The sequence below is a fragment of the Salinibacterium sp. SWN1162 genome (assembly GCF_015864675.1).
Classification (GTDB): domain Bacteria; phylum Actinomycetota; class Actinomycetes; order Actinomycetales; family Microbacteriaceae; genus Rhodoglobus.
Window position 1 is genome coordinate 326,552 of the sequence record NZ_JADYWT010000001.1, and the last position, 18,985, is coordinate 345,536.

The following is an 18,985-nucleotide window of genomic DNA, read 5'->3' on the forward strand; positions in this document are numbered from 1 at the left end:
AAGGAGAACTATGTCGATTGCGCATCTCGGTCTCGCCGGAGACGAGCGACAATCAGGTGGCTCCTCCGGAGCATCACGCGGCGACCGCGTTCCTCCACATGACCTTCTTGCCGAGCAGAGCGCTATCGGCGGCATGCTCCTGAGCAAGGACGCCGTCGCTGACGTAATCGAAACCGTGCGCGGTGTGGACTTCTATGTTCCCAAGCACGAAACAATCTTCAATGCAGTGCTCACTCTCTACTCGCACGGTGAGCCCACCGACGTCATCGCCGTCACCGACGAACTGACGAAGACCGGCGAACTATCGCGCGCCGGCGGTATTGAGTACCTCCACACCCTCACCGGCATCGTTCCGACCGCAGCCAACGCCGGGTTCTACGCGACCATCGTTACGGAGAAAGCCGTTCTGCGACGCCTTGTTGAAGCGGGCACTCGCATCGTTCAAATGGGTTACGCCAGTGAGGGCGAAGTTCTCGACCTCGTCAACAACGCCCAGGCTGAAATCTACTCCGTCACCGGTGGTGTTGAAACCGAGGACTACGTGCCGCTCACGACCGCCGTCGAAAGCGCCATCGACGAAATCGAAGCAGCGCGCGGGCGCGACGGGCAGATGATCGGTGTTCCCACCGGCTTTGCGGAGCTCGATGAACTTACTAACGGGCTACACCCCGGTCAGCTGATCATCTTGGCCGCGCGACCCGCTATTGGTAAGTCAACTCTTGGTTTGGACTTTGCTCGCGCAGCATCCATTCACCACGATCTGCCGTCGATCGTGTTCTCGCTCGAAATGGGTCGCAGCGAAATCGCCATGCGTCTGCTCTCGGCTGAAGCCAGCGTTCCCCTTCAGCACATGCGTAAGGGGTCGGTTCACGCCAACGACTGGACCACCATCGCTCAAACGCGTGGCCGCATTAACGATGCACCGCTCTATATCGATGACAGCCCCAACATGACGTTGGTGGAGATCCGCGCCAAATGCCGTCGACTCAAGCAAAAGGTTGGCCTGCGCATGGTCATCATCGACTACCTGCAGCTCATGACGAGCGGTAAGAAAGTCGAATCGCGTCAGCAAGAGGTCAGTGAGTTCTCGCGTGCTCTCAAGCTTCTCGCCAAGGAACTTGAAGTCCCGGTTATCGCAATCTCTCAGCTGAACCGTGGTCCTGAGCAGCGAGCAGATAAGAAGCCGGCACTCTCCGACCTGCGTGAATCGGGATCGCTCGAGCAAGACGCCGACATGGTGATCCTGCTCCACCGCGAAAGCGCCTACGAAGCAGACAGCCCCCGTGCCGGTGAAGCCGATCTGATCATTGCCAAGCACCGTAACGGACCGACCCGCACCGTCACCGTGGGCTTCCACGGTCACTTCTCGCGCTTCGTCGACCTTCCGCCGGGCTCCTAAGCCCCCGGGCAGGGGATCGGCGCGAGCGGCCTAGACTGGGAACACCCGCTTGTTCAGAAAGAAGGCGATCGCTTGACTAGTGCTCACACTGAGCCGCTGCCTGCATCTACTGCGTGGTACGTGCCCTTAGCCCGCGCCATCCCCGCCCTGATTCTCGCTGTTGTCATCACGTTCTCGGCTGACCATTCCTCGCGCCTCGGACTTGTCACGCTGGCCAGCTACACCCTTATCGTCGGCGCAGTACTGCTGACCGCCAGCGTGCTCTCCCTTCACCGCGGAATCGGTCGCAACCTCACGATTACGCAGGGCGCTCTTTCCATTGCTACCGCCATCGCCGCCTTCATTGCGTCTAATGGTGGTCAGGCCTATTTCGTCTTCCTGCTGACGGCGTTCGCTGCGATCACCGGATTTATCGAGCTCTATCTCGGACTGCGCAGCCGTGGGCGTGACGCGTCATCCCGCGACTGGGTTTTCGTTGGCGGCCTCACCGCCCTGCTCGCCCTCGTGGTGCTGCTCGTGCCGCCGGGATTCAGCCAACCATTTACCGGGCCGGATGGAATTGACCGTGAACTGACGGCATCCATCGTGGTGGTCGGGCTTCTCGGAGCCTATTGGGCCATTCTTGGTGTGTACCTAGTGATTGCTGCACTCTCTCTCAAGTGGAGCACAACCGATCACGACGCTGTAACCGCAGCCGTGCAAAAGAAAGAGGACTCGTGACTACCCCAGACAAGCGTGACCGCACGCGCCCCGCAGAGATGCTCGGCCTCTCCGCAGTCTTCGGGCTGTTCACGGGACTGGTGGTTTTCATGGCTACCCGCGACCTGATGCTCGGCCTTATCTTCGCCGGCGTCGCCTTCATCGTGTCGCTCGTCGTTATCGCCATGCTCACGCTCGCGGTGCGCCCCGACAAGAACGAACTCATCGATCTCGATGAGCAGGATCGCGAAGCCGGGCACTAGCCTCCTCCCGTTCTGGCCTGCCGCCGAGAGGCGGCTCAGCTCGGCAATAATTCTGGCGCGCTCGGGGTTCACAATTTCGCCCCAGGCCCTTTGACTCTCAGTCTTTATTAAGGTTAGGCTTACCTAAGCAACACTCGCTGCAGCGGGTGTTGCCTTTTTACGCCCGACCGCTTTCGGTCATCCGAAATAACTAAGGACACTATGAACTTCTCTCGCACCCGCTACGGCGCCCTCGTGGGCGTAGTCGCTCTTGCGCTTGCTGCCTGCAGCACCGCAATCCCCGAAGCTGCAGATTCAGACGGAGCAGAAGCATCCGTTCAGTTCGAAGACAACAACGGCAGCCACACGCTGTCGACGCCGCTCACCTCGGTAGTGGCCACCGACAACCGCACGTTCGAAACTCTCTCAGACTGGGGCATCGAACTCAGTGCCGCTGCTGTCGCCTTGATGCCCAGCACGATTGCCTACACCGAAGATGACTCGATCATCGACCTCGGTAATCACAACGAGCCTGACCTCGAAGCTGTCGTTGCCGTCCAGCCCGACGTGATCATCAACGGCCAGCGCTTCACGCCGTACTACGACGACTTCGCCAAGCTGGTTCCTGACGCCGTGATCGTTTCGCTCGACCCGCGCGAAGGCGAGCCCTTCGACGCCGAGCTCAAGCGCCAGACCACCGTTCTGGGCGAGATCTTCGGCAAGCAGGCAGAGGCCGAACAGTTGAATGCTGACTTCGACGCCTCCATCGAGCGCGTGAACGCGGCCTACAACAGCGACGATTCGGTCATGGCGGTCATCACCTCGGGTGGAGAAATCGGATACTCCGCTCCCAGCGTCGGTCGCACCCTCGGACCGGTCTTCGACATCTTCGACTTCACCGCTGCACTGGATGTCGATGACAGCAGCGAAGACCACCAGGGTGATGACATTTCGGTAGAGGCAATCGCCGACTCCAACCCCGACTGGATTCTCGTCATGGACCGCGACGCCGCGATTCTCGCGGACGACCCCAGCTACGTGCAGGGTAGCGAAGTTCTTGAGAACTCCGAAGCACTCTCGGGAGTCACCGCCGTGCAGGACGACAACCTCGTGTACATGCCCGCTGACACCTACACGAACGAAGGCATCCAGACGTACACCGAGTTCTTCAACGCTCTCGCTGACGCGCTAGAAGCCAAGAACTAGCGTTACTCACGCCGTTCGGTGCTGAATCGTGCCCCCGGGCGAACTTCAGCACCGAACGGTTCTGGCCTTCAATCAGAAACCCTCACTCACGGATGACGTCAACACTGGCCCGACGGCGGCCCGCCAACACGACCACCCTCTTCGACTGGAAACTCCTGCTCGCGACGGTGGGTGTTGTTCTGCTGCTGATCGCCTCCCTGTTCACGGGTGTTTACGACATTTTCGGGGCGGATGACGGCCAACGAATGTTCGGCATTACCCGCGTTCCCCGAACGATTGCGCTCGTGCTCGCGGGGGCCGCGATGGCAATGAGCGGGCTCGTCATGCAGTTGCTGACGCAGAACCGTTTCGTGGAACCGACCACGACCGGCACTACCGAGTGGGCAGGCCTCGGACTGCTCACCGTGATGATTCTCTTTCCGGGAGCCAGCATCCTCGCCCGCATGACCGGTGCCGTTGTGGCGGCCTTCATCGGCACCGGGGTGTTCTTTCTCTTCCTGCGCCGCGTCACCCTGCGCTCGTCGCTGATCGTGCCGATCGTCGGCATCATGCTCGGCTCGGTCGTCGGTGCCATCTCCACCTATATTGCTCTCTCGACGGACATGCTTCAGAGCCTCTCCGTGTGGTTCGCCGGCAGCTTCACCTCGGTGATGCGCGGGCAATACGAACTGCTCTGGATCGTCGCACTCGTCGTGGTCGTGATCTTTCTGTTCGCCGACCGGCTCACCGTGGCGGGGCTCGGCCAAGACATCGCAACGAATGTCGGCGTGAACTACAACCAGATTTTGCTCATCGGCACCGCGCTCATCGCGGTAGCGACCGGAGTCGTGACCGTTGTCGTCGGCAATCTGCCGTTCCTCGGCCTGATCGTGCCCAACATTGTGTCGATGTTCCGCGGCGATGACCTGCGCAGCAACCTGCCCTGGGTGTGCCTGCTGGGCATCGCCATCGTGACCGTGTGCGACATTGTCGGCCGCACGATCATCATGCCGTTTGAAGTTCCCGTCTCGCTTATTTTGGGCGTCGTGGGTGCGGTCGTCTTCATTGCCCTTCTGTTGAAGCAGCGCCGCCGTGCATAGCCCCGTGGATGCTCAAGAAGCACGAGCAGCGGCGGCGGGAGCGCCCGGCGTGACTGGTCCCTTCCCGACGGTTAAGGCGCGTCGCCGCTACTGGATACTGCTCAGCATCCTGAGCGTTGCTGCTGTCGCGATCGCTGTCGGCCTGCTGGCGCGGGACAACCCGATGCCGGTGGGCACCGATGGCTTCTGGCTCATTGCTGAGCTGCGCGCTACCAACGTTATTGTGATTGCGGTCGTGGCTTTCTGTCAGGCGATTGCAACCGTGAGCTTTCAGACCGTGACCAACAACCGGATTCTCACGCCATCCATCATGGGCTTCGAGTCTCTGTATGTGGCTGTTCAGACCTCATCCGTGTACTTCTTGGGCATCGCAGGGATCGTCGCCCTGCAGGGTCTCCCCCAGTTTTTGCTTCAGATCGCGCTGATGGTGGGGCTCTCGCTGCTGCTCTACGGCTGGTTGCTCACGGGAAAGTACGGCAACCTGCAGATCATGCTGCTCGTCGGCATCATCATCGGCGGCGGACTCGGAGCAGTGTCGACGTTCATGCAGCGCCTGCTCACGCCCAGTGAGTTCGACATCCTCACGGCCCGCCTGTTCGGGTCTATCTCCAATGCGGATGCCAGCTACCTGCCCATCTCGCTTGTGCTGTGCCTGGTGGCCGGCACCTTCCTGCTCTCGCAGGGCCGACGCCTCAACATCGTCGCGCTCGGGTCTGACACCGCCACGAACTTGGGAATCAGCTACCGGTTCGAGATCATGCGCGTGCTGTTCTTCGTCTCGATTCTGATGGCGGTCTCCACGTCGCTCGTCGGCCCGATGACCTTCTTTGGGTTTCTGGTCGCGACACTCGCCTACCAATTCGCGGACACCTACGACCATCGCCACATCTTCCCGATCGCGGTGTTGGCCGGGTTCGTGGTCTTGGGCGGCGCGTACTTCGTGATGAAAAACCTGTTCTACGCGCAAGGAGTGGTGTCGATCATCGTTGAACTTGTCGGAGGAACCGTCTTCCTCATCGTCATTCTGAGAAAGGGCCGCCTGTGATCACCCTGAACAATGTGGGAAAAAGCTACGGCCACGAAATCACCATTGGCCCCGTCGACCTGACGATCCCCGAGGGCGGCATCACTGCGCTGGTGGGCCCGAACGGTGCGGGAAAATCCACGCTGCTGACGATGATTGGCCGCCTGCTCGGTATTGACTCGGGTCACATCGAGGTGGCGGGCTACGACGTCGCGAAGACGAAGTCGAAAGACCTCGCCAAGATCATCGCGATCCTGCGGCAAGAGAATCACTTCATCGCCCGACTCACGGTGCGTCAGCTGGTGGGGTTCAGCCGCTTCCCGTATTCGCAGGGCCGATTGACCGAAGCGGATGAGCTGGCGATCAACAACTCCATCACCTTTCTGAACCTTGAGGGCCTGCAAGATCGCTATCTCGACGAGCTCTCTGGCGGACAGCGCCAACGCGCCTACGTGGCCATGGTGCTGGCGCAAGACACCGAATACGTGCTTCTGGATGAGCCCCTCAACAACCTCGACATGAAGCACTCGGTTCAGATGATGCGCCACCTGAAGCGCGCCGCCCAAGAACTCGGCCGCACCATCATCATCGTGCTTCACGACATCAACTTTGCCGGGCACTACGCCGACCATATTTGCGCTGTCAAGGACGGGCAGGTCACCGAATTCGGAACGCCCGCTGAGATTTTGACCGATGACGTGCTCACCCGGATCTTCGATACCCCGGTGCAGGTCATCGATGGGCCCAACGGCGCCCTCGCGGTGTACTACTAAGCCCCGAGGCGTGTGCAGCGCCCCTGTCGGACGGAGCAATCAGGGGTGGAAGCGTCACAGGCCGGCCTCCGTGTGGAGACCGGCCTGTGTTTAGCGTGAGTTGCTCGCTGTAGAGCGTGAACTACTTGGTGTCGCCGAGGTAGTCGACGAGCGAACTCGCAAGGCCGACATAGGTCGCCGGGGTGAGCGCCTGCAAACGGGCCTTGGCATCCGCCCCAATGTCGAGCCCCGAGATGAACTCGGTGAGATCGACGGAGTTGATGCGCTTGCCGCGCGTGAGTTCCTTCAGGATGGCGTAGGGGTCGCTGATGGTGCTGCGGCCCGCAGTGACCTCGGCGCGAATGACCGTTTGGATGGCCTCGCCCAGGATCTCCCAGTTGCTGTCGAGATCAGCGTCGAGAGCCACCGGGTCAAGGGCGATCTCCTTGAGGCCGCGCTCGATGTTGTCGAGAGCGAGCAGCGAGTGACCGTAGGCGACGCCCACGTTGCGCTGCGTCGTGGAGTCGGTGAGGTCGCGCTGAAGTCGTGAAGTCACGAGAGTCTGAGCCAGCGACTCGAGTAGAGCGCTCGAGAGCTCGAGGTTGGCTTCGGCATTCTCGAAGCGGATCGGGTTGATCTTGTGCGGCATTGTCGACGAGCCGGTGGCGCCAGCCTGCGGAATCTGGCGGAAGTAGCCCATCGAAATGTACGACCACACGTCGGTGCAGAGGTTGTGCAGCACGCGATTGGCGTGACTGGTGGCCTGGTACAGCTCGACTTGCCAGTCGTGGGATTCGATCTGCGTGGTCAGCGGGTTCCAGTCGAGCCCGAGCGACTCCACGAACTCTTTCGAGAGGGCTGGCCAGTTCTGCTCAGGGTCTGCCGCGAGGTGAGCAGCAAACGTGCCGGTCGCTCCGCTGAACTTGCCAAGGTAGCTGATGCCTTCAATGCGGGTCAGGATGCGGTCGAGACGGTACACGAAGACCGCAAACTCCTTACCCATGGTGGTCGGCGTCGCCGGCTGTCCGTGGGTGTGAGCGAGCATCGCGTTATCGCGCATGAGCTCGGACTGCGCGCGAAGGGCCTCGAGCACGGTGCGGAACTTGGGCAGCCACACTTCGCGCACGGCATCCGAAATGGTGAGCGCGTAGGAGAGGTTGTTGATGTCTTCGCTCGTGGCCGCGAAGTGAGTGAGTTCAGCGATCGCGGTGAGGCCCAGCTCGTCGAGCTTGGCGCGCACCAGATACTCGACGGCCTTGACGTCGTGGCGGGTCGTGGCTTCGAGGCGAGCGAGCTCATCGATCTGCTCTTGGCCAAAATCGGTGGCGAAGGCGCGCAGGGCGGTGACCTGGTCGGCGCTCAACGGGCTGGAACCGAACAGGCTCTTGCCCGTGAGGAAGATCAGCCATTCGACTTCTACGTGCACGCGGGCCCGGTTGAGGCCTGCCTCGGAGAGGTGCTCGCCCAGAGCCGAAACGGCGGGACGGTAGCGGCCATCGAGGGGGCTCAGTGGTTGAACGGGCAACGGGCTCATGGGGCTCCCTAGTTGTGTGCGGTGGATGCCGAGATTCCTGGCGTGATTTGACGAAATAGCGAGCCGCACGCCTGCTCGATCATGCCGAGGACATGATCAAAAAGTGCGGCATCCGAATAGTAAGGGTCTGGCACGTCAACGAGCGGAGCGAGTTCGCTGTCAAAGCTCAACATGGGCTGCACTTTCGATCGGTCTTGATCGTTGGGTGCCCACGTGCGCAGAATTCGTTCCTGTCCTCGATCAAACGCGACGATGAGGTCGAATTTGCTGAACCATTCGGGGTCGAACTGGCGGGCGCGATGCCCAGATCCATTGTAGCCGCGTGCGGCAAGCGCATCGATGGTGCGATCGTCGGCCGGCTCGCCGACATGCCAGTCGCCTGTTCCGGCGGATGTCACCGCGATGCGGCCCTCGAGGCCAGCTTTCGCCACAAGGTCTCGAAAGACGGCTTCGGCCATCGGAGACCGGCAAATGTTTCCGGTGCACACGAAACAGATCGAGAACGCGGTCGAGTGATCGGATGCTCGCTCGAAGGTCATGCCTCATTGTGTCGCAGTTTCGCCTCCTCAACAGGGACGGCCGCCGGATTCTCCTCCCCGATACCTGCTGGCAGGATTCGTGTCGACTGGCGTTTAGCGAGAGTTGTCTTCTCGAAAGGTAGGAAATGACGACTCCCCCGAATGCGATGGCTCACGATGCCCTCAACTTTCAAGCTCAACAACTCCGGATGATTCTCGAACGACTGACTTATGTCAGAGGCCTCCTCCCTGACACCAGCATCGACTGGTGCGGACCCGCTCAGCAACTGTTCGACGCGGGGGTTCTTGACCTGTACCGAGAGCTGGCCGTTGTGCGCACCCTGCTCGAGGCGGCGTACTCCCGCACCGTACTCGCGTCTAACCAAATGGGTTTCCATGTCGGATAGCCTCACCATTTCGGGCGGGGGCAGCACCGCTGTCTCAACCACGGAAATGCTGGTCAGTGCGAGCGCGCTTCACCGTACGGCGGGCATGTCCCGCGATATTGCGGGAGCGATCTCGATGGTGGATGCCCGGCTGACGACCAATCAGCTCGTGTCGCTCGGCATCCCCACCGCTGCCGCCCTTGCGGAGAACGATCTTGAATGCGCTTTTACTCAGCTCCACGCCGTGGCGGATCGCGCTGAGCGGCTGAGCGGCTTGGTGCGATTTGCCGCCGACAGCTACGGCCTGGCGGAGGCATTTGCAGAGGGGCTGACTCGTAAGTTCTCTGCTGAAGCCGCGGCGCTCTTTGGATTCCTCTTTCCCAAACACCTCGCGGTGCTTGGCGTGACGCTTGTTGGAGTGCCGGTCGTGCTCGGCTTCGCCGCGGCGGCACTGGTGACGGGCCGCCAGCCCGCCGAGTTGATGGCTGACAAGGAGTTCCTGGCGCGACTGAACACCCTAATTTCAGATCCGCTCTTCGTGCAGACGGTGCGCTTCGGCGTGATGAATGTCGACGAGATTGTTGCCGGGGCTGCGGGCTTGCCGCCGGTGCTTGTGGGCTTGTTGAGCACCACCGGAGTGATCGGGTTGTCGTCATCAGCGGCGGGCGTCGGACGCATTGCGGGACTGGCCGGGAAGATGGCCGAAACCCCCGTGGCTCTGGTCAGCAAGAGTGACACGTCATCCGTAAAGCCGGCGCAGACCGTGGAGGAGCGAGCGGAGCGAATCCCGCAACCGACCGATGAGAGCCCGTTTCAAGTAAGCATCGAAACGACGTCGCGCCCCGGGGAAGAGGACACATTCGAACTGTATATCGGGGGCACGGTGGACTTCGCGTTCGGCGACTCCGCGCAGCCTTTTGATGGTTCAAGCAACGTGAACCTTGCCGCGGGGCAGCAGGCGGCAGCGCTGAAAGCCGTACTGAGAGCGATGGAGGAAGCGGGGATCACCGCTGAAAGCGAGGTGGTCATCAACGGCTACTCACAGGGTGCGGCCGTCGCCGCTTTGATCGCGGCGTCGGGTGACTTCAACGTCACGGGAGTGCTCAGTTTCGGAGGTAACACTGGCCAGATTCCCATTCCAGTCACCGTGGATACCGTTCTCGTCGAGCATGAGGACGACATCGTCCCCGCGGTGGGCGGCCCCCAGGATAACCAGCACGCGACAATCGTGACCCGGGAAGCATTCGGTGGGAGAGAACTACCCGAAGGGGTTCTGGCTCCCGCGCATCAGCTCAGCGAATATCGCGAAACCGCGCGCCTCATGGACAGCGACAATAGCGAGGAGCTTCGAGCGGCACTCGCTCAACTGACGCCGAGAGTTCACCCTGATGCGTCAACGACGGTGACGAGCTACGAGTTTGAGCGGGTGAAGCCTTAGTGGCGCTTGCCCACAATCGGCCGAACGAGAATGCCGATGAACCAGCTGATGAGACCAAGGACAAGAGCCCCCAGCACGCCCCACCAGAAGCCGTTCACGACAAGACCGAAGCCGAAGAGGCCCGAGATCCAGCTAGTGAGAAGGAGTAGAAGGCCGTTGACCACGAGCGCGAGCAGCCCAAGAGTCAGAACGTAGAGCGGGAAGGCAACAATGCGGATGAGGTTACCGAGCACGCCGTTGACGATTCCGAAGACAGCGGCGACCAGCAAGAAGGTCAGCACGACCTCAAGAGTTCCTCCGGGAGCAAAGGGGACAATTTCGACCCCGGCGACAACCACCGTTGTAAGCCACAAAGCAAGAGCGTTGATCAGCAAGCGCACGACGATTCTCATGCCTCAACTATGCAGCACCTATTCAGCACGCCGCAATGCTTACGCGCACCTAGGCTGGAGACGTGACCAGCAAACGAGTACAGCTCCGCCCCGAAATCGCCGCCATCGTGCCCTACCGTCAGGGCGCGCCCGCCACCGCGGATGCCTTCAAGCTGTCCTCCAATGAAAACCCCTACGAGCCGCTGCCCTCGGTGCTGGCGCAGTTGTCGACGCATTCGATCAACCGCTACCCCGACGCATCCGCCCTCGAACTGCGCACGCAACTAGCAGAACGTTTCGGAGTCACCGCCGACAGCGTGCAAGTGGGAGCCGGCTCTGTTGCCGTGCTCGCCCAACTCGTGAGCGCTGCCGCCGCCCCCGGTGATGAAGTCATCTACGCCTGGCGCAGCTTCGAGGCTTACCCCTTGCTGGTATCCGCGGCTGGTGCCACGAGTGTGCAGGTCGCGAATCAGGCCGATTACCGGCACGACCTTGCGGCTATGAGCGCCGCAATTACGGCATCCACTCGCGTCGTCATTGTCTGCAGCCCCAATAACCCCACCAGCACTGTCGTGACGGATGCCGAATTCCGCGAATTCATGGCCACCGTTCCCGAGAACGTTCTTGTCGTTCTCGACGAGGCCTACGGCGAGTTCGTGACCGACCCCGACGCGGTTCGGGGAGAAACCCTTGTGGGCCAGTACCCCAACCTCGTATTGCTGCGCACCTTCTCCAAGGCCTATGGCCTCGCCGGCCTGCGTATTGGGTACGCCATTGGCCCCGAATACGTGATGGATGCGGCGCGAGCGGTAGCAATTCCGCTTTCGGTCACGGAGCTTGCTCAAAAAGCGGCCACCGCATCCCTCGAACATGAAGATGAATTGTTAGAGCGAGTCAGCCGGATTAACGAGGTGCGCGAGCAGATCGTGGCGGGGCTCCGCGAGCAGGGTTGGGCGGTGCCGACGCCCAACGGCAACTTCGTTTGGTTGCCCACCGGGGCAGTAACTGACTGGGCTGCTGAGGTTTTCCGCAGCCACGGCATCGTCGTTCGAGCCCTCGGCGAGGGCGTGCGAATCAGCGTTGGTGAACCAGAATCTGTGGAGAAACTCCTAAGAGCAGCCCAAGAGGTTGTCGCTTCACGGAAAACGAACTGACCCGAGCCGCGTTAGATTAGTCGAATGTCTTATACCGCCGCGACGGTTCAGCTGCTGTCTCCCGAGGGCACGCTCGTTCACAGCGATGCCAGCGAACAGTACCTTCCGTATGTAGACAAGCTCAGTGACGACGCTCTGCAGGAGTTTCACCGCCACATGGTGACCATGCGCCGCTTCGATATCGAAGCCGCCAACCTGCAACGTCAAGGCCAGCTCGCCCTCTGGGTTCCGAGCCACGGTCAAGAGGCCGCTCAAGTGGGTTCGGCTCTTGCCGCCAAACCCCAAGACCACCTTTTTCCCTCCTACCGGGAACACGTCATCGCGCTCATGCGCGGCGTCGACCCCATCACGATCCTCTCGATGTTCCGTGGCCTCAGCCACGGTGGTTGGGACCCGAAAGATCACGACAACTTCCACCTCTACACGCTCGTCATTGGCTCGCAGACTCTGCACGCCACGGGCTACGCCATGGGAATGGGCCTTGACGGCCGCAGCGGAACAGGTGACCCCGAGAAGGACGCCGCCGTCATGGTCTACTTCGGCGACGGCTCAACGAGCCAGGGTGATGTGAGCGAAGCAATGGTCTTCGCCGCCAGCTACCAAACCCCGCAAGTCTTCTTCTTGCAAAACAACCACTGGGCAATCTCGGTCCCCGTGTCACGCCAGTCGCGCACCCCGCTGTATCTGCGCGGCGAAGGCTTCGGCATCCCGAGTGTTCAGATCGACGGCAACGACGTTCTCGCAAGCTTCGCCGTAACCCAGGCCAATTTGGATGCCGCCCGCTCCGGCGAGGGACCCCGCTTCATCGAGGCCCTCACCTACCGCATGGGTGCCCACACCACGAGCGACGACCCCTCGAAGTACCGCGACAACAGCGAGCTCGAGTTCTGGGCGCAACGTGACCCCATCACTCGCTTCGAAACGTTCCTCCGGGCCCGCGGTGCGAGCCAAAGCTTCTTCGACGAGCTCGCGACGGAAGGCGACGACCTCGCCGCCGATATCCGTAAGCGCATTCTCGAGTTGCACGTTCCGGCAACCTCGACGCTCTTCGACCACGTCTATTCCGACCCTCACCCCGTGATGGATGCGCAGCGCCAAGCGCTCGCCGACTTCGAGGCATCGTTTGAGGAGGGCAACTAATGACTGAAACCATGACAATGGCGAAGGCTCTCAACGAGGGCCTGCGCGCCGCCATGGGCGCTAACGACCGCGTTCTCTTGATGGGCGAAGACATTGGGCCGCTGGGCGGCGTCTTTCGCGTCACCGAGGGGCTGCAGGCCGAATTCGGCGATAAGCGCGTTCTCGATACTCCGCTGGCTGAGTCCGGCATCGTGGGTACCGCGATCGGGCTCGCGATGGGCGGATTCCGTCCCGTGTGTGAAATTCAGTTCGACGGTTTCATTTTTCCCGGCTTCGACCAGATCACGTCTCAACTGGCCAAGCTGACCGCACGCCACGAGGGCACGCTGCAAATGCCCGTCGTGATTCGTGTTCCCTACGGCGGCCACATCGGCGCGGTTGAGCACCACCAGGAAAGCCCGGAGGCGTACTTTGCGCACACTCCCGGGCTGCGCCTGCTGAGCCCCGCTACCCCGCACGACGCGTACTGGCTGATTCAAGAGGCCATTGCCAGCAATGACCCCGTCATGTTCTTCGAGCCCAAGTCGCGCTACTGGCAGAAGGGCGAGGTCGACCGCGAGTCGAGCGGCATCGCCACTCACGCCAGCCGGGTGGTTCGCGAAGGCACCGAAGTGACGCTCGTAGGTCACGGCGCTATCGTCTCCACCCTGTTGCAGGCGGCCGAACTCGCTGCCGAAGAAGGCACGAGCATCGAGGTCGTTGACCTTCGATCGCTCTCTCCCATCGACTACGACCCGATTGTGGCATCCGCCCAAAAAACGGGCCGCGTCGTTGTCGTTCAAGAGGCACCCGGGAATGTCAGCGTGGGCTCAGAGGTTGCCGCCACGGTGACCGAGCGTGCGTTCTACTCACTCGAAGCCCCTGTGCTGCGCGTGAGTGGCTACGATCTCCCGTTCCCTCCCGCCAAGCTGGAATCCGTGTACTTGCCCAGCGTTGACCGCATCTTGGATGCTGTTGACCGGGCATTGGCCTACTGACGAAGGAGGCCCCCGTGGCCGTATCTGAATTTCCTCTCCCCGATGTGGGCGAGGGGCTGACTGAAGCCGAGATCGTTTCGTGGAAGGTTGCGCCCGGCGACGAGATCACCGTCAACCAGGTGCTCGTTGAGATTGAGACCGCGAAGTCGCTCGTCGAGCTGCCCTCGCCGTTCGCCGGCACCGTGCAGAAGCTGCTGGTTGAAGAGGGCGCGACCGTGGAAGTCGGCACCCCGATCATCAGCGTGCAGTCCGTCGGAGGCTCGGTTGAACTGACCGCGCCCGGCTCGGGTGAAGACGAAAGCCACGGCCTGATGTCCGATGTCGGTTCTGAGGCTGGCGCCGCGAGCAGCGCCGCCAGCAGTGCAGCGGATGACGCTGCCGCCGCTGTCGCTGACACGGCATCCACGATCGCCAACGAAGACGACAAGCCCGGAGCGGTGCTCGTGGGCTACGGCACTGGCGGCCACGTGAGCTCGCGTCGCCGCAAGGGCGGGCAACCGGCCAAGGCCGACGCCACCGCGACGGCCACCAGCGCGTCGAAGCCGCGCCCGGCATCCGTTCCCGCGTCGTTCGCGAGCCCGATTATCGCCAAGCCGCCGATTCGCAAGCTTGCCAAAGACCTCGGGGTTGAACTCGCTGAGGTTGCTGCCACCGGTCTCGCTGGCGAGACAACGCGCGAAGACGTGATTCGTCATGCGTCGCAGGCGAGCGTCTTCCGCAACATCGAAACTCCCGCGTGGGGCGACGAACGCGAAGAGCGCATCCCCGTGAAGGGTGTGCGCAAGGCCATCGCCAAGGCCATGGTGCACAGTGCTTTCACCGCGCCGCACGTGAGCGTCTTTACCGACGTGGATGCCACGCGAACCATGGAGTTCGTGAAGCGCCTCAAGAACTCCCCCGACTTCGCTGGCGTGCGCGTGAGCCCGCTGCTGATCATGGCCAAGGCCGTGAACTGGGCTGTGCGCCGCAATCCCACCGTGAACTCCAGCTGGACTGACAAAGAGATCATCGTTCACCACTACGTGAACCTCGGTATCGCGGCGGCAACCCCGCGCGGCCTCATCGTTCCGAACATCAAGGACGCGCAAGACTTGAGCCTCTTCGATCTCGCCAAGGCCCTCGAGCAGCTCACACTCACGGCGCGCGATGGCAAGACTCAGCCCGCCGAAATGTCGAACGGAACGATCACGATCACCAACATCGGTTCGTACGGCATGGACACGGGTACGCCGATCATCAACCCCGGCGAGGCCGCGATCGTGGCGCTCGGCTCGATCAAGCAGAAGCCGTGGGTTGTCGACGGCGAAGTTCGCGCCCGCTATGTGACGACCGTGAGCGCCAGCTTCGACCACCGCATCGTTGATGGCGATGTCGCGAGTCGCTTCGTCGCCGACCTCGCGAGTGTGCTCGAAGAACCTGCTCTGCTGCTCGACTAGTAGCTGAGCGTTCGGCAGCAACGGGCCTCTGCTTCACCACAACCGGCGAAGCGATAGGTAATGTAGCCGCATGATCTTCCGAAAGAAATCGTCGGCGGCAGAGCCAGCATCCGATTCGACGCGCCCTGGAATTGAACAACTCTGGACGGATCGTCTGGGCGCGTGGTCGACCCGGGCCCTGCAGGTTCTCTTGCTTCTGACGCTCATCTCGGTGATCGTGTATGCGCTCACGCAGCTCAAGCTCGTGGTCATCCCGGTGCTGATCGCGCTGATCTTCGCTGCGGCCGCAACACCGGTCGTGGTCTGGATGCGTAGCCGCGGCGTTGGCCGCGCCCTGTCGACGTGGATTGCCCTGCTGGGCGGCATCGCAGTGTTTGGTGGACTGGTCACGGCCGTTGTCTTTGCGGTGGAGGACCAGTGGTCGGAGCTTTCTGACTCGGCGGTTGAGGGCTTCGAGCAGCTCAAGAACTTTGCCCTCGACGGTCCCTTCCCCATTGATCAGACCGCCCTCGACGATGCGTGGAACGCAGTCATCGACTTCGTGACGAGTGCCACCTTTGGCCTCGGTGCGATTCAGGGCGTGTCGGCAGCGGCTCAGGTGGTCACGGGGATTCTGCTTGGCCTGGTCATCCTCTTCTTCTTCCTCAAAGACGGCGACCGCATTTGGGAATTCTTCCTTCGCCCGCTCGAAGGTGAACGCCTTGCACGCGGGCACCGCATCGGCCACACCGCCGTACGCACCCTGGGCGGCTACGTTCGCGGAACCGCAACGGTCGCGGCGGTTGACGCTTTCGGTATCGGGGTCGGGCTGCTCATTTTGCAGGTTCCGCTGGCGCTGCCGCTTGCAGTCATCGTGTTCTTGGGCGCGTTCATCCCGCTCGTCGGTGCCACGGTCGCCGGCGTCTTGGCCGCCGTTGTCGCTCTCGTGACCAACGGTTGGGTCGTGGCGCTCATCGTGCTGGGCATCGTCGTATTGGTCAATCAGCTCGAGGGCAACTTCTTGCAGCCCGTCGTCATGGCTCAGTCGTTGAGCATCCACCCGTTGGTCATCTTGGTGGCGTTGACCGCCGGAACGATTCTCGGCGGCATCGTGGGTGCCGTATTGGCCGTGCCGATCGCCGCGGTGGGTTGGGCGATTCTCAAGACGTGGAATGAAGAGGGCCACAAGCCTGATCTCGATCCTGCTCCGAAGAAGGCAAAAAAGAAGAAGTAGCGCGCTAGCGCGGCCCGAGGGTTCGTTCGAGAAACGGATTCCAGAACTTGCCGTGCGGGTCGTACTCGCGCTGCAGGCTGACGAAGTCGGAGCTTCGCGGGAAGCGTTCGCGGATGACGTCGGCGCCGTAGTGAAACAGCTTGCCCCAGTGCTGCCGCGGTGTGAAGGGCGCGAGCGCCTGCTCGATCACCGGCAGTAGCGCGGCGACCTCGGCCGGATGCTTCGCCCACGTGAAGCCGATGCACAGCACATCCCGCTCGTAGGCGGGGCTCATCCACAGGGAGTCGGCGGCGGCCGTTCGGATCTCTGAGATCAGCAGGTGCGGCGAGATCTGGGCACCGAGAGCGCGCAGCGCCTGCAACGCCTCAACGCCGTGCTCTCGTGCCACGTAGTACTCGCTCTGCAACTCATCGCCGCCGTTGGAAGGCTGGCCCTCGAGACGAAAGTGCGGCATCCGTTCTGACCACGGGCCAGGCACGCTTGCTCGTTGGTTCACATGCTCGCTCGAAGCTTCGTCTGAGTCGTCATACCAAGTGCCGCCGAACAGAGTGGATGCCAGCGGCGGTTCAGCGCCGGCGCCCAGGCGCGTCTTGAGCCAGATCTGGGCCACGGTTGGGCTCGCAAAGTCGGCAAGAAGGCTCACGCTGTAGGCGCTGGCCATCACGGCATCCAACTGTTGGAGCACGGTCTCCCATGGGGCAAACCGGTAGATGTCTTGGCGCACGACATAGCTGGGCTGGATGTCGAGGGTCACGCGCGTGATGATCCCGAACGCCCCGAGGCCCACCGCTAGCGCTGGCATGTCATCGCTGGAGCGATCGACCGTCACGAGCGAGCCGTCAGCGGTGACGAGTTCGAGCGCGGCGATGGCTGTGGAGAGGATGCCGTTGCCGTCTCCGGAGCCGTGGGTTGCGGTAGCGGTGGCTCCGGCCACGGAGATGTGCGGGAGCGACCCCGTGTTGTGCAGAGCGAACCCGTGCTGCTGCAGTTCGGCCATCAGGATGCCGTAACTGGTGCCCCCGGTGACGCTCACGGTGAGCGACGCCTCGTCGATCTGGATGTCAGGGTCGAGGCCGGCGAGGCTGATCAGTGCGCCGGCGGTATCCGCAATGTCGGTGAAAGAGTGTCGGGTGCCGAGCGCTCGAACGCGGGGCCAGCGAGCCACAAGCTCTTGTACCTCGGTCACGGTGGTCGGCTGCTCGATCGTTTCGGCACCGTAGCTGAGGTTGCCGGCCCAGTTGGTGGTTTTTGGTGACATCGCGCGCCCTCTTTCCGTGCCCATCACAAAGCTCCTTGAGCGTAGTCAGCAGGGATGGATGTCGGCTGATTCGCCGTCATCCTCGTCGGCGTGTATTCTATTGATAACGAATCTCATTACCGCTATCAGCTACAGCTTTAGAAGGACACTCTCTTGTCTCGCTTCACCTCTGCTTTTTCTGTCACTCCGCGCTCGCGCGCGCTGACCGCCGGAGCCGTGCTCGCGGTCTCCGCGCTGACCCTTGCCGGATGCTCGACCACCGAGCCCGCCGAAGACGACGGCACAATTGCCGTCGTTGCCTCCACCAGCGTCTACGGAGATCTCGTCTCCACGCTGGGCGGCGACGCCGTGTCGGTCACCAGCTTGATCGACAACCCGGCCCAAGACCCCCACAGCTACGAAGCATCCGCCCGCGACCAGCTGGCTGTCTCCGAAGCCGAGCTTGTTGTGCTCAACGGCGGCGGCTACGACCCCTTCGCTGAAGCCCTGTACGAAGCGGCAGGCTCAGGCGCCATTCTCATCAACGCGGTGGACGCCTCTGGCCTGCTCGAGGAAGACGGCGACGATCACGATGAGGACGCCGACGACGAGCATGCTGACGAAGAGGGCCACGAAGACCACGACCACATCGAGGGCTTCAACGAGCACATTTGGTACAGCTTTCACGCCATCGAGCACGTTGCTGAACACATCAGCGAAGAGCTCACTGAGCTGAGCCCCGAGAACAGCGACGCTTTCGAGGCCAACCTCGCTGCTTTCCTTACCGACCTTGAAGGACTCGAAGACCAGGCTGACACCATCGCCGAGAGCGCTGAAGGTAAGGGCGCTGCAGTAACCGAGCCTGTTGCCGTGTACCTGCTCGAAGCGGTCGGTCTCCACGACGACACGTCGCCTGAGTTCACCGAGGCCATTGAAGAGGGTTCGGATGTTCCCCCAGCCGCTCTACTCGAGGTGCTTGAGTTGATCGATTCCGGTCATGCTGCGCTCTTGGCCTACAACGAGCAGACCGCAAGCCCTGAGACTGAGCGCGTCCGCGAAGCGGCCGAAGCGGCCGACCTCCCCGTGGTGTCATTTACCGAGACGCTGCCCGAGGGTGCAAACTACATTCAATGGATGTCTTCAAACTTGGACGAACTCGCGGTGGTCCTTGTCCCGTAAC

Annotated in this window: 19 protein-coding genes; 15 read left to right on the forward strand and 4 right to left on the reverse strand. The window is 62.0% G+C overall.

Annotated elements, in window-relative coordinates; translation table 11 throughout:
- The first annotated feature begins 10 nt into the window (after positions 1–10).
- The 7 genes from dnaB to I6E58_RS01565 all read left to right on the forward strand — a co-directional run bounded on the left by dnaB (position 11) and on the right by I6E58_RS01565 (position 6,422).
- The gene (gene dnaB / locus I6E58_RS01535; RefSeq protein WP_129072602.1) at positions 11–1,399 is read left to right on the forward strand and encodes a replicative DNA helicase; all 1,389 of its coding nucleotides are present in this window, start codon (positions 11–13) and stop codon (positions 1,397–1,399) included.
- Positions 1,400–1,471: 72 nt separating this feature from the next.
- Positions 1,472–2,119, forward strand: coding sequence for a hypothetical protein (locus tag I6E58_RS01540; protein WP_197129617.1), 648 nt, complete (start codon positions 1,472–1,474; stop codon positions 2,117–2,119).
- The gene (locus I6E58_RS01545) at positions 2,116–2,361 is read left to right on the forward strand and encodes a hypothetical protein (protein WP_129072600.1); all 246 of its coding nucleotides are present in this window, start codon (positions 2,116–2,118) and stop codon (positions 2,359–2,361) included. Before I6E58_RS01540 ends, I6E58_RS01545 begins: the two co-directional genes overlap by 4 nt.
- Positions 2,362–2,562: 201 nt before the next feature.
- Complete coding sequence (locus tag I6E58_RS01550; RefSeq protein ID WP_197129620.1) at positions 2,563–3,546, forward strand: siderophore ABC transporter substrate-binding protein; 984 nt, start codon at positions 2,563–2,565, stop codon at positions 3,544–3,546.
- A gap of 92 nt (positions 3,547–3,638) precedes the next feature.
- Positions 3,639–4,625 (forward strand): ABC transporter permease, encoded by a 987-nt coding sequence (locus I6E58_RS01555; protein WP_197129623.1) that lies wholly within the window; start codon positions 3,639–3,641, stop codon positions 4,623–4,625.
- A complete protein-coding gene (locus I6E58_RS01560) occupies positions 4,618–5,670 on the forward strand; it encodes an iron chelate uptake ABC transporter family permease subunit (RefSeq protein ID WP_374189176.1) in 1,053 nt (350 codons plus the stop codon). The genes I6E58_RS01555 and I6E58_RS01560 overlap by 8 nt, the downstream gene beginning before the upstream one ends.
- Complete coding sequence (locus I6E58_RS01565) at positions 5,667–6,422, forward strand: ABC transporter ATP-binding protein (protein ID WP_197129627.1); 756 nt, start codon at positions 5,667–5,669, stop codon at positions 6,420–6,422. Before I6E58_RS01560 ends, I6E58_RS01565 begins: the two co-directional genes overlap by 4 nt.
- Positions 6,423–6,543: 121 nt before the next feature.
- On the opposite strand, the gene purB is transcribed toward I6E58_RS01565, so the two are convergent.
- Both purB and I6E58_RS01575 read right to left on the reverse strand, forming a co-directional pair.
- Positions 6,544–7,935 (reverse strand): adenylosuccinate lyase, encoded by a 1,392-nt coding sequence (gene purB / locus I6E58_RS01570; protein WP_197129630.1) that lies wholly within the window; start codon positions 7,933–7,935, stop codon positions 6,544–6,546.
- An 8-nt stretch (positions 7,936–7,943) separates the two neighbouring features.
- Positions 7,944–8,474, reverse strand: a complete 531-nt coding sequence (locus I6E58_RS01575) for a low molecular weight protein-tyrosine-phosphatase (RefSeq protein ID WP_129072595.1) — start codon at positions 8,472–8,474, stop codon at positions 7,944–7,946.
- Between the two features lie 125 nt (positions 8,475–8,599).
- On the opposite strand from I6E58_RS01575, the gene I6E58_RS01580 reads away from it, so the two are divergent.
- Complete coding sequence (locus I6E58_RS01580; RefSeq protein ID WP_197129633.1) at positions 8,600–8,860, forward strand: hypothetical protein; 261 nt, start codon at positions 8,600–8,602, stop codon at positions 8,858–8,860.
- Positions 8,850–10,277 (forward strand): hypothetical protein, encoded by a 1,428-nt coding sequence (locus tag I6E58_RS01585; RefSeq protein ID WP_197129636.1) that lies wholly within the window; start codon positions 8,850–8,852, stop codon positions 10,275–10,277. The genes I6E58_RS01580 and I6E58_RS01585 overlap by 11 nt, the downstream gene beginning before the upstream one ends.
- Here I6E58_RS01585 and I6E58_RS01590 read toward each other — a convergent pair.
- Positions 10,274–10,669, reverse strand: coding sequence for a phage holin family protein (locus tag I6E58_RS01590; protein ID WP_129072592.1), 396 nt, complete (start codon positions 10,667–10,669; stop codon positions 10,274–10,276). The genes I6E58_RS01585 and I6E58_RS01590 overlap by 4 nt on opposite strands.
- A 62-nt stretch (positions 10,670–10,731) precedes the next feature.
- Here I6E58_RS01590 and hisC point away from each other — a divergent pair, with 62 nt between their 5' ends.
- The 5 genes from hisC to I6E58_RS01615 all read left to right on the forward strand — a co-directional run bounded on the left by hisC (position 10,732) and on the right by I6E58_RS01615 (position 16,568).
- Positions 10,732–11,802 (forward strand): histidinol-phosphate transaminase, encoded by a 1,071-nt coding sequence (gene hisC / locus I6E58_RS01595; RefSeq protein WP_197129639.1) that lies wholly within the window; start codon positions 10,732–10,734, stop codon positions 11,800–11,802.
- 24 nt (positions 11,803–11,826) lie between these two features.
- On the forward strand, positions 11,827–12,942 hold the full coding sequence (locus tag I6E58_RS01600; protein ID WP_197129642.1) for a thiamine pyrophosphate-dependent dehydrogenase E1 component subunit alpha: 1,116 nt from the start codon (positions 11,827–11,829) through the stop codon (positions 12,940–12,942).
- Positions 12,942–13,919, forward strand: a complete 978-nt coding sequence (locus tag I6E58_RS01605) for an alpha-ketoacid dehydrogenase subunit beta (protein WP_197129645.1) — start codon at positions 12,942–12,944, stop codon at positions 13,917–13,919. The genes I6E58_RS01600 and I6E58_RS01605 overlap by 1 nt, the downstream gene beginning before the upstream one ends.
- A 14-nt stretch (positions 13,920–13,933) precedes the next feature.
- Positions 13,934–15,355 (forward strand): dihydrolipoamide acetyltransferase family protein, encoded by a 1,422-nt coding sequence (locus I6E58_RS01610; RefSeq protein ID WP_197129648.1) that lies wholly within the window; start codon positions 13,934–13,936, stop codon positions 15,353–15,355.
- Positions 15,356–15,425: 70 nt separating this feature from the next.
- Complete coding sequence (locus I6E58_RS01615) at positions 15,426–16,568, forward strand: AI-2E family transporter (protein ID WP_197129651.1); 1,143 nt, start codon at positions 15,426–15,428, stop codon at positions 16,566–16,568.
- A gap of 4 nt (positions 16,569–16,572) precedes the next feature.
- Here I6E58_RS01615 and I6E58_RS01620 read toward each other — a convergent pair whose 3' ends face one another.
- Positions 16,573–17,826 (reverse strand): FAD-binding protein, encoded by a 1,254-nt coding sequence (locus I6E58_RS01620; protein WP_197129654.1) that lies wholly within the window; start codon positions 17,824–17,826, stop codon positions 16,573–16,575.
- A 153-nt stretch (positions 17,827–17,979) separates the two neighbouring features.
- On the opposite strand from I6E58_RS01620, the gene I6E58_RS01625 reads away from it, so the two are divergent.
- On the forward strand, positions 17,980–18,984 hold the full coding sequence (locus tag I6E58_RS01625) for a metal ABC transporter solute-binding protein, Zn/Mn family (protein ID WP_197129656.1): 1,005 nt from the start codon (positions 17,980–17,982) through the stop codon (positions 18,982–18,984).
- Position 18,985 lies beyond the last annotated feature (1 nt).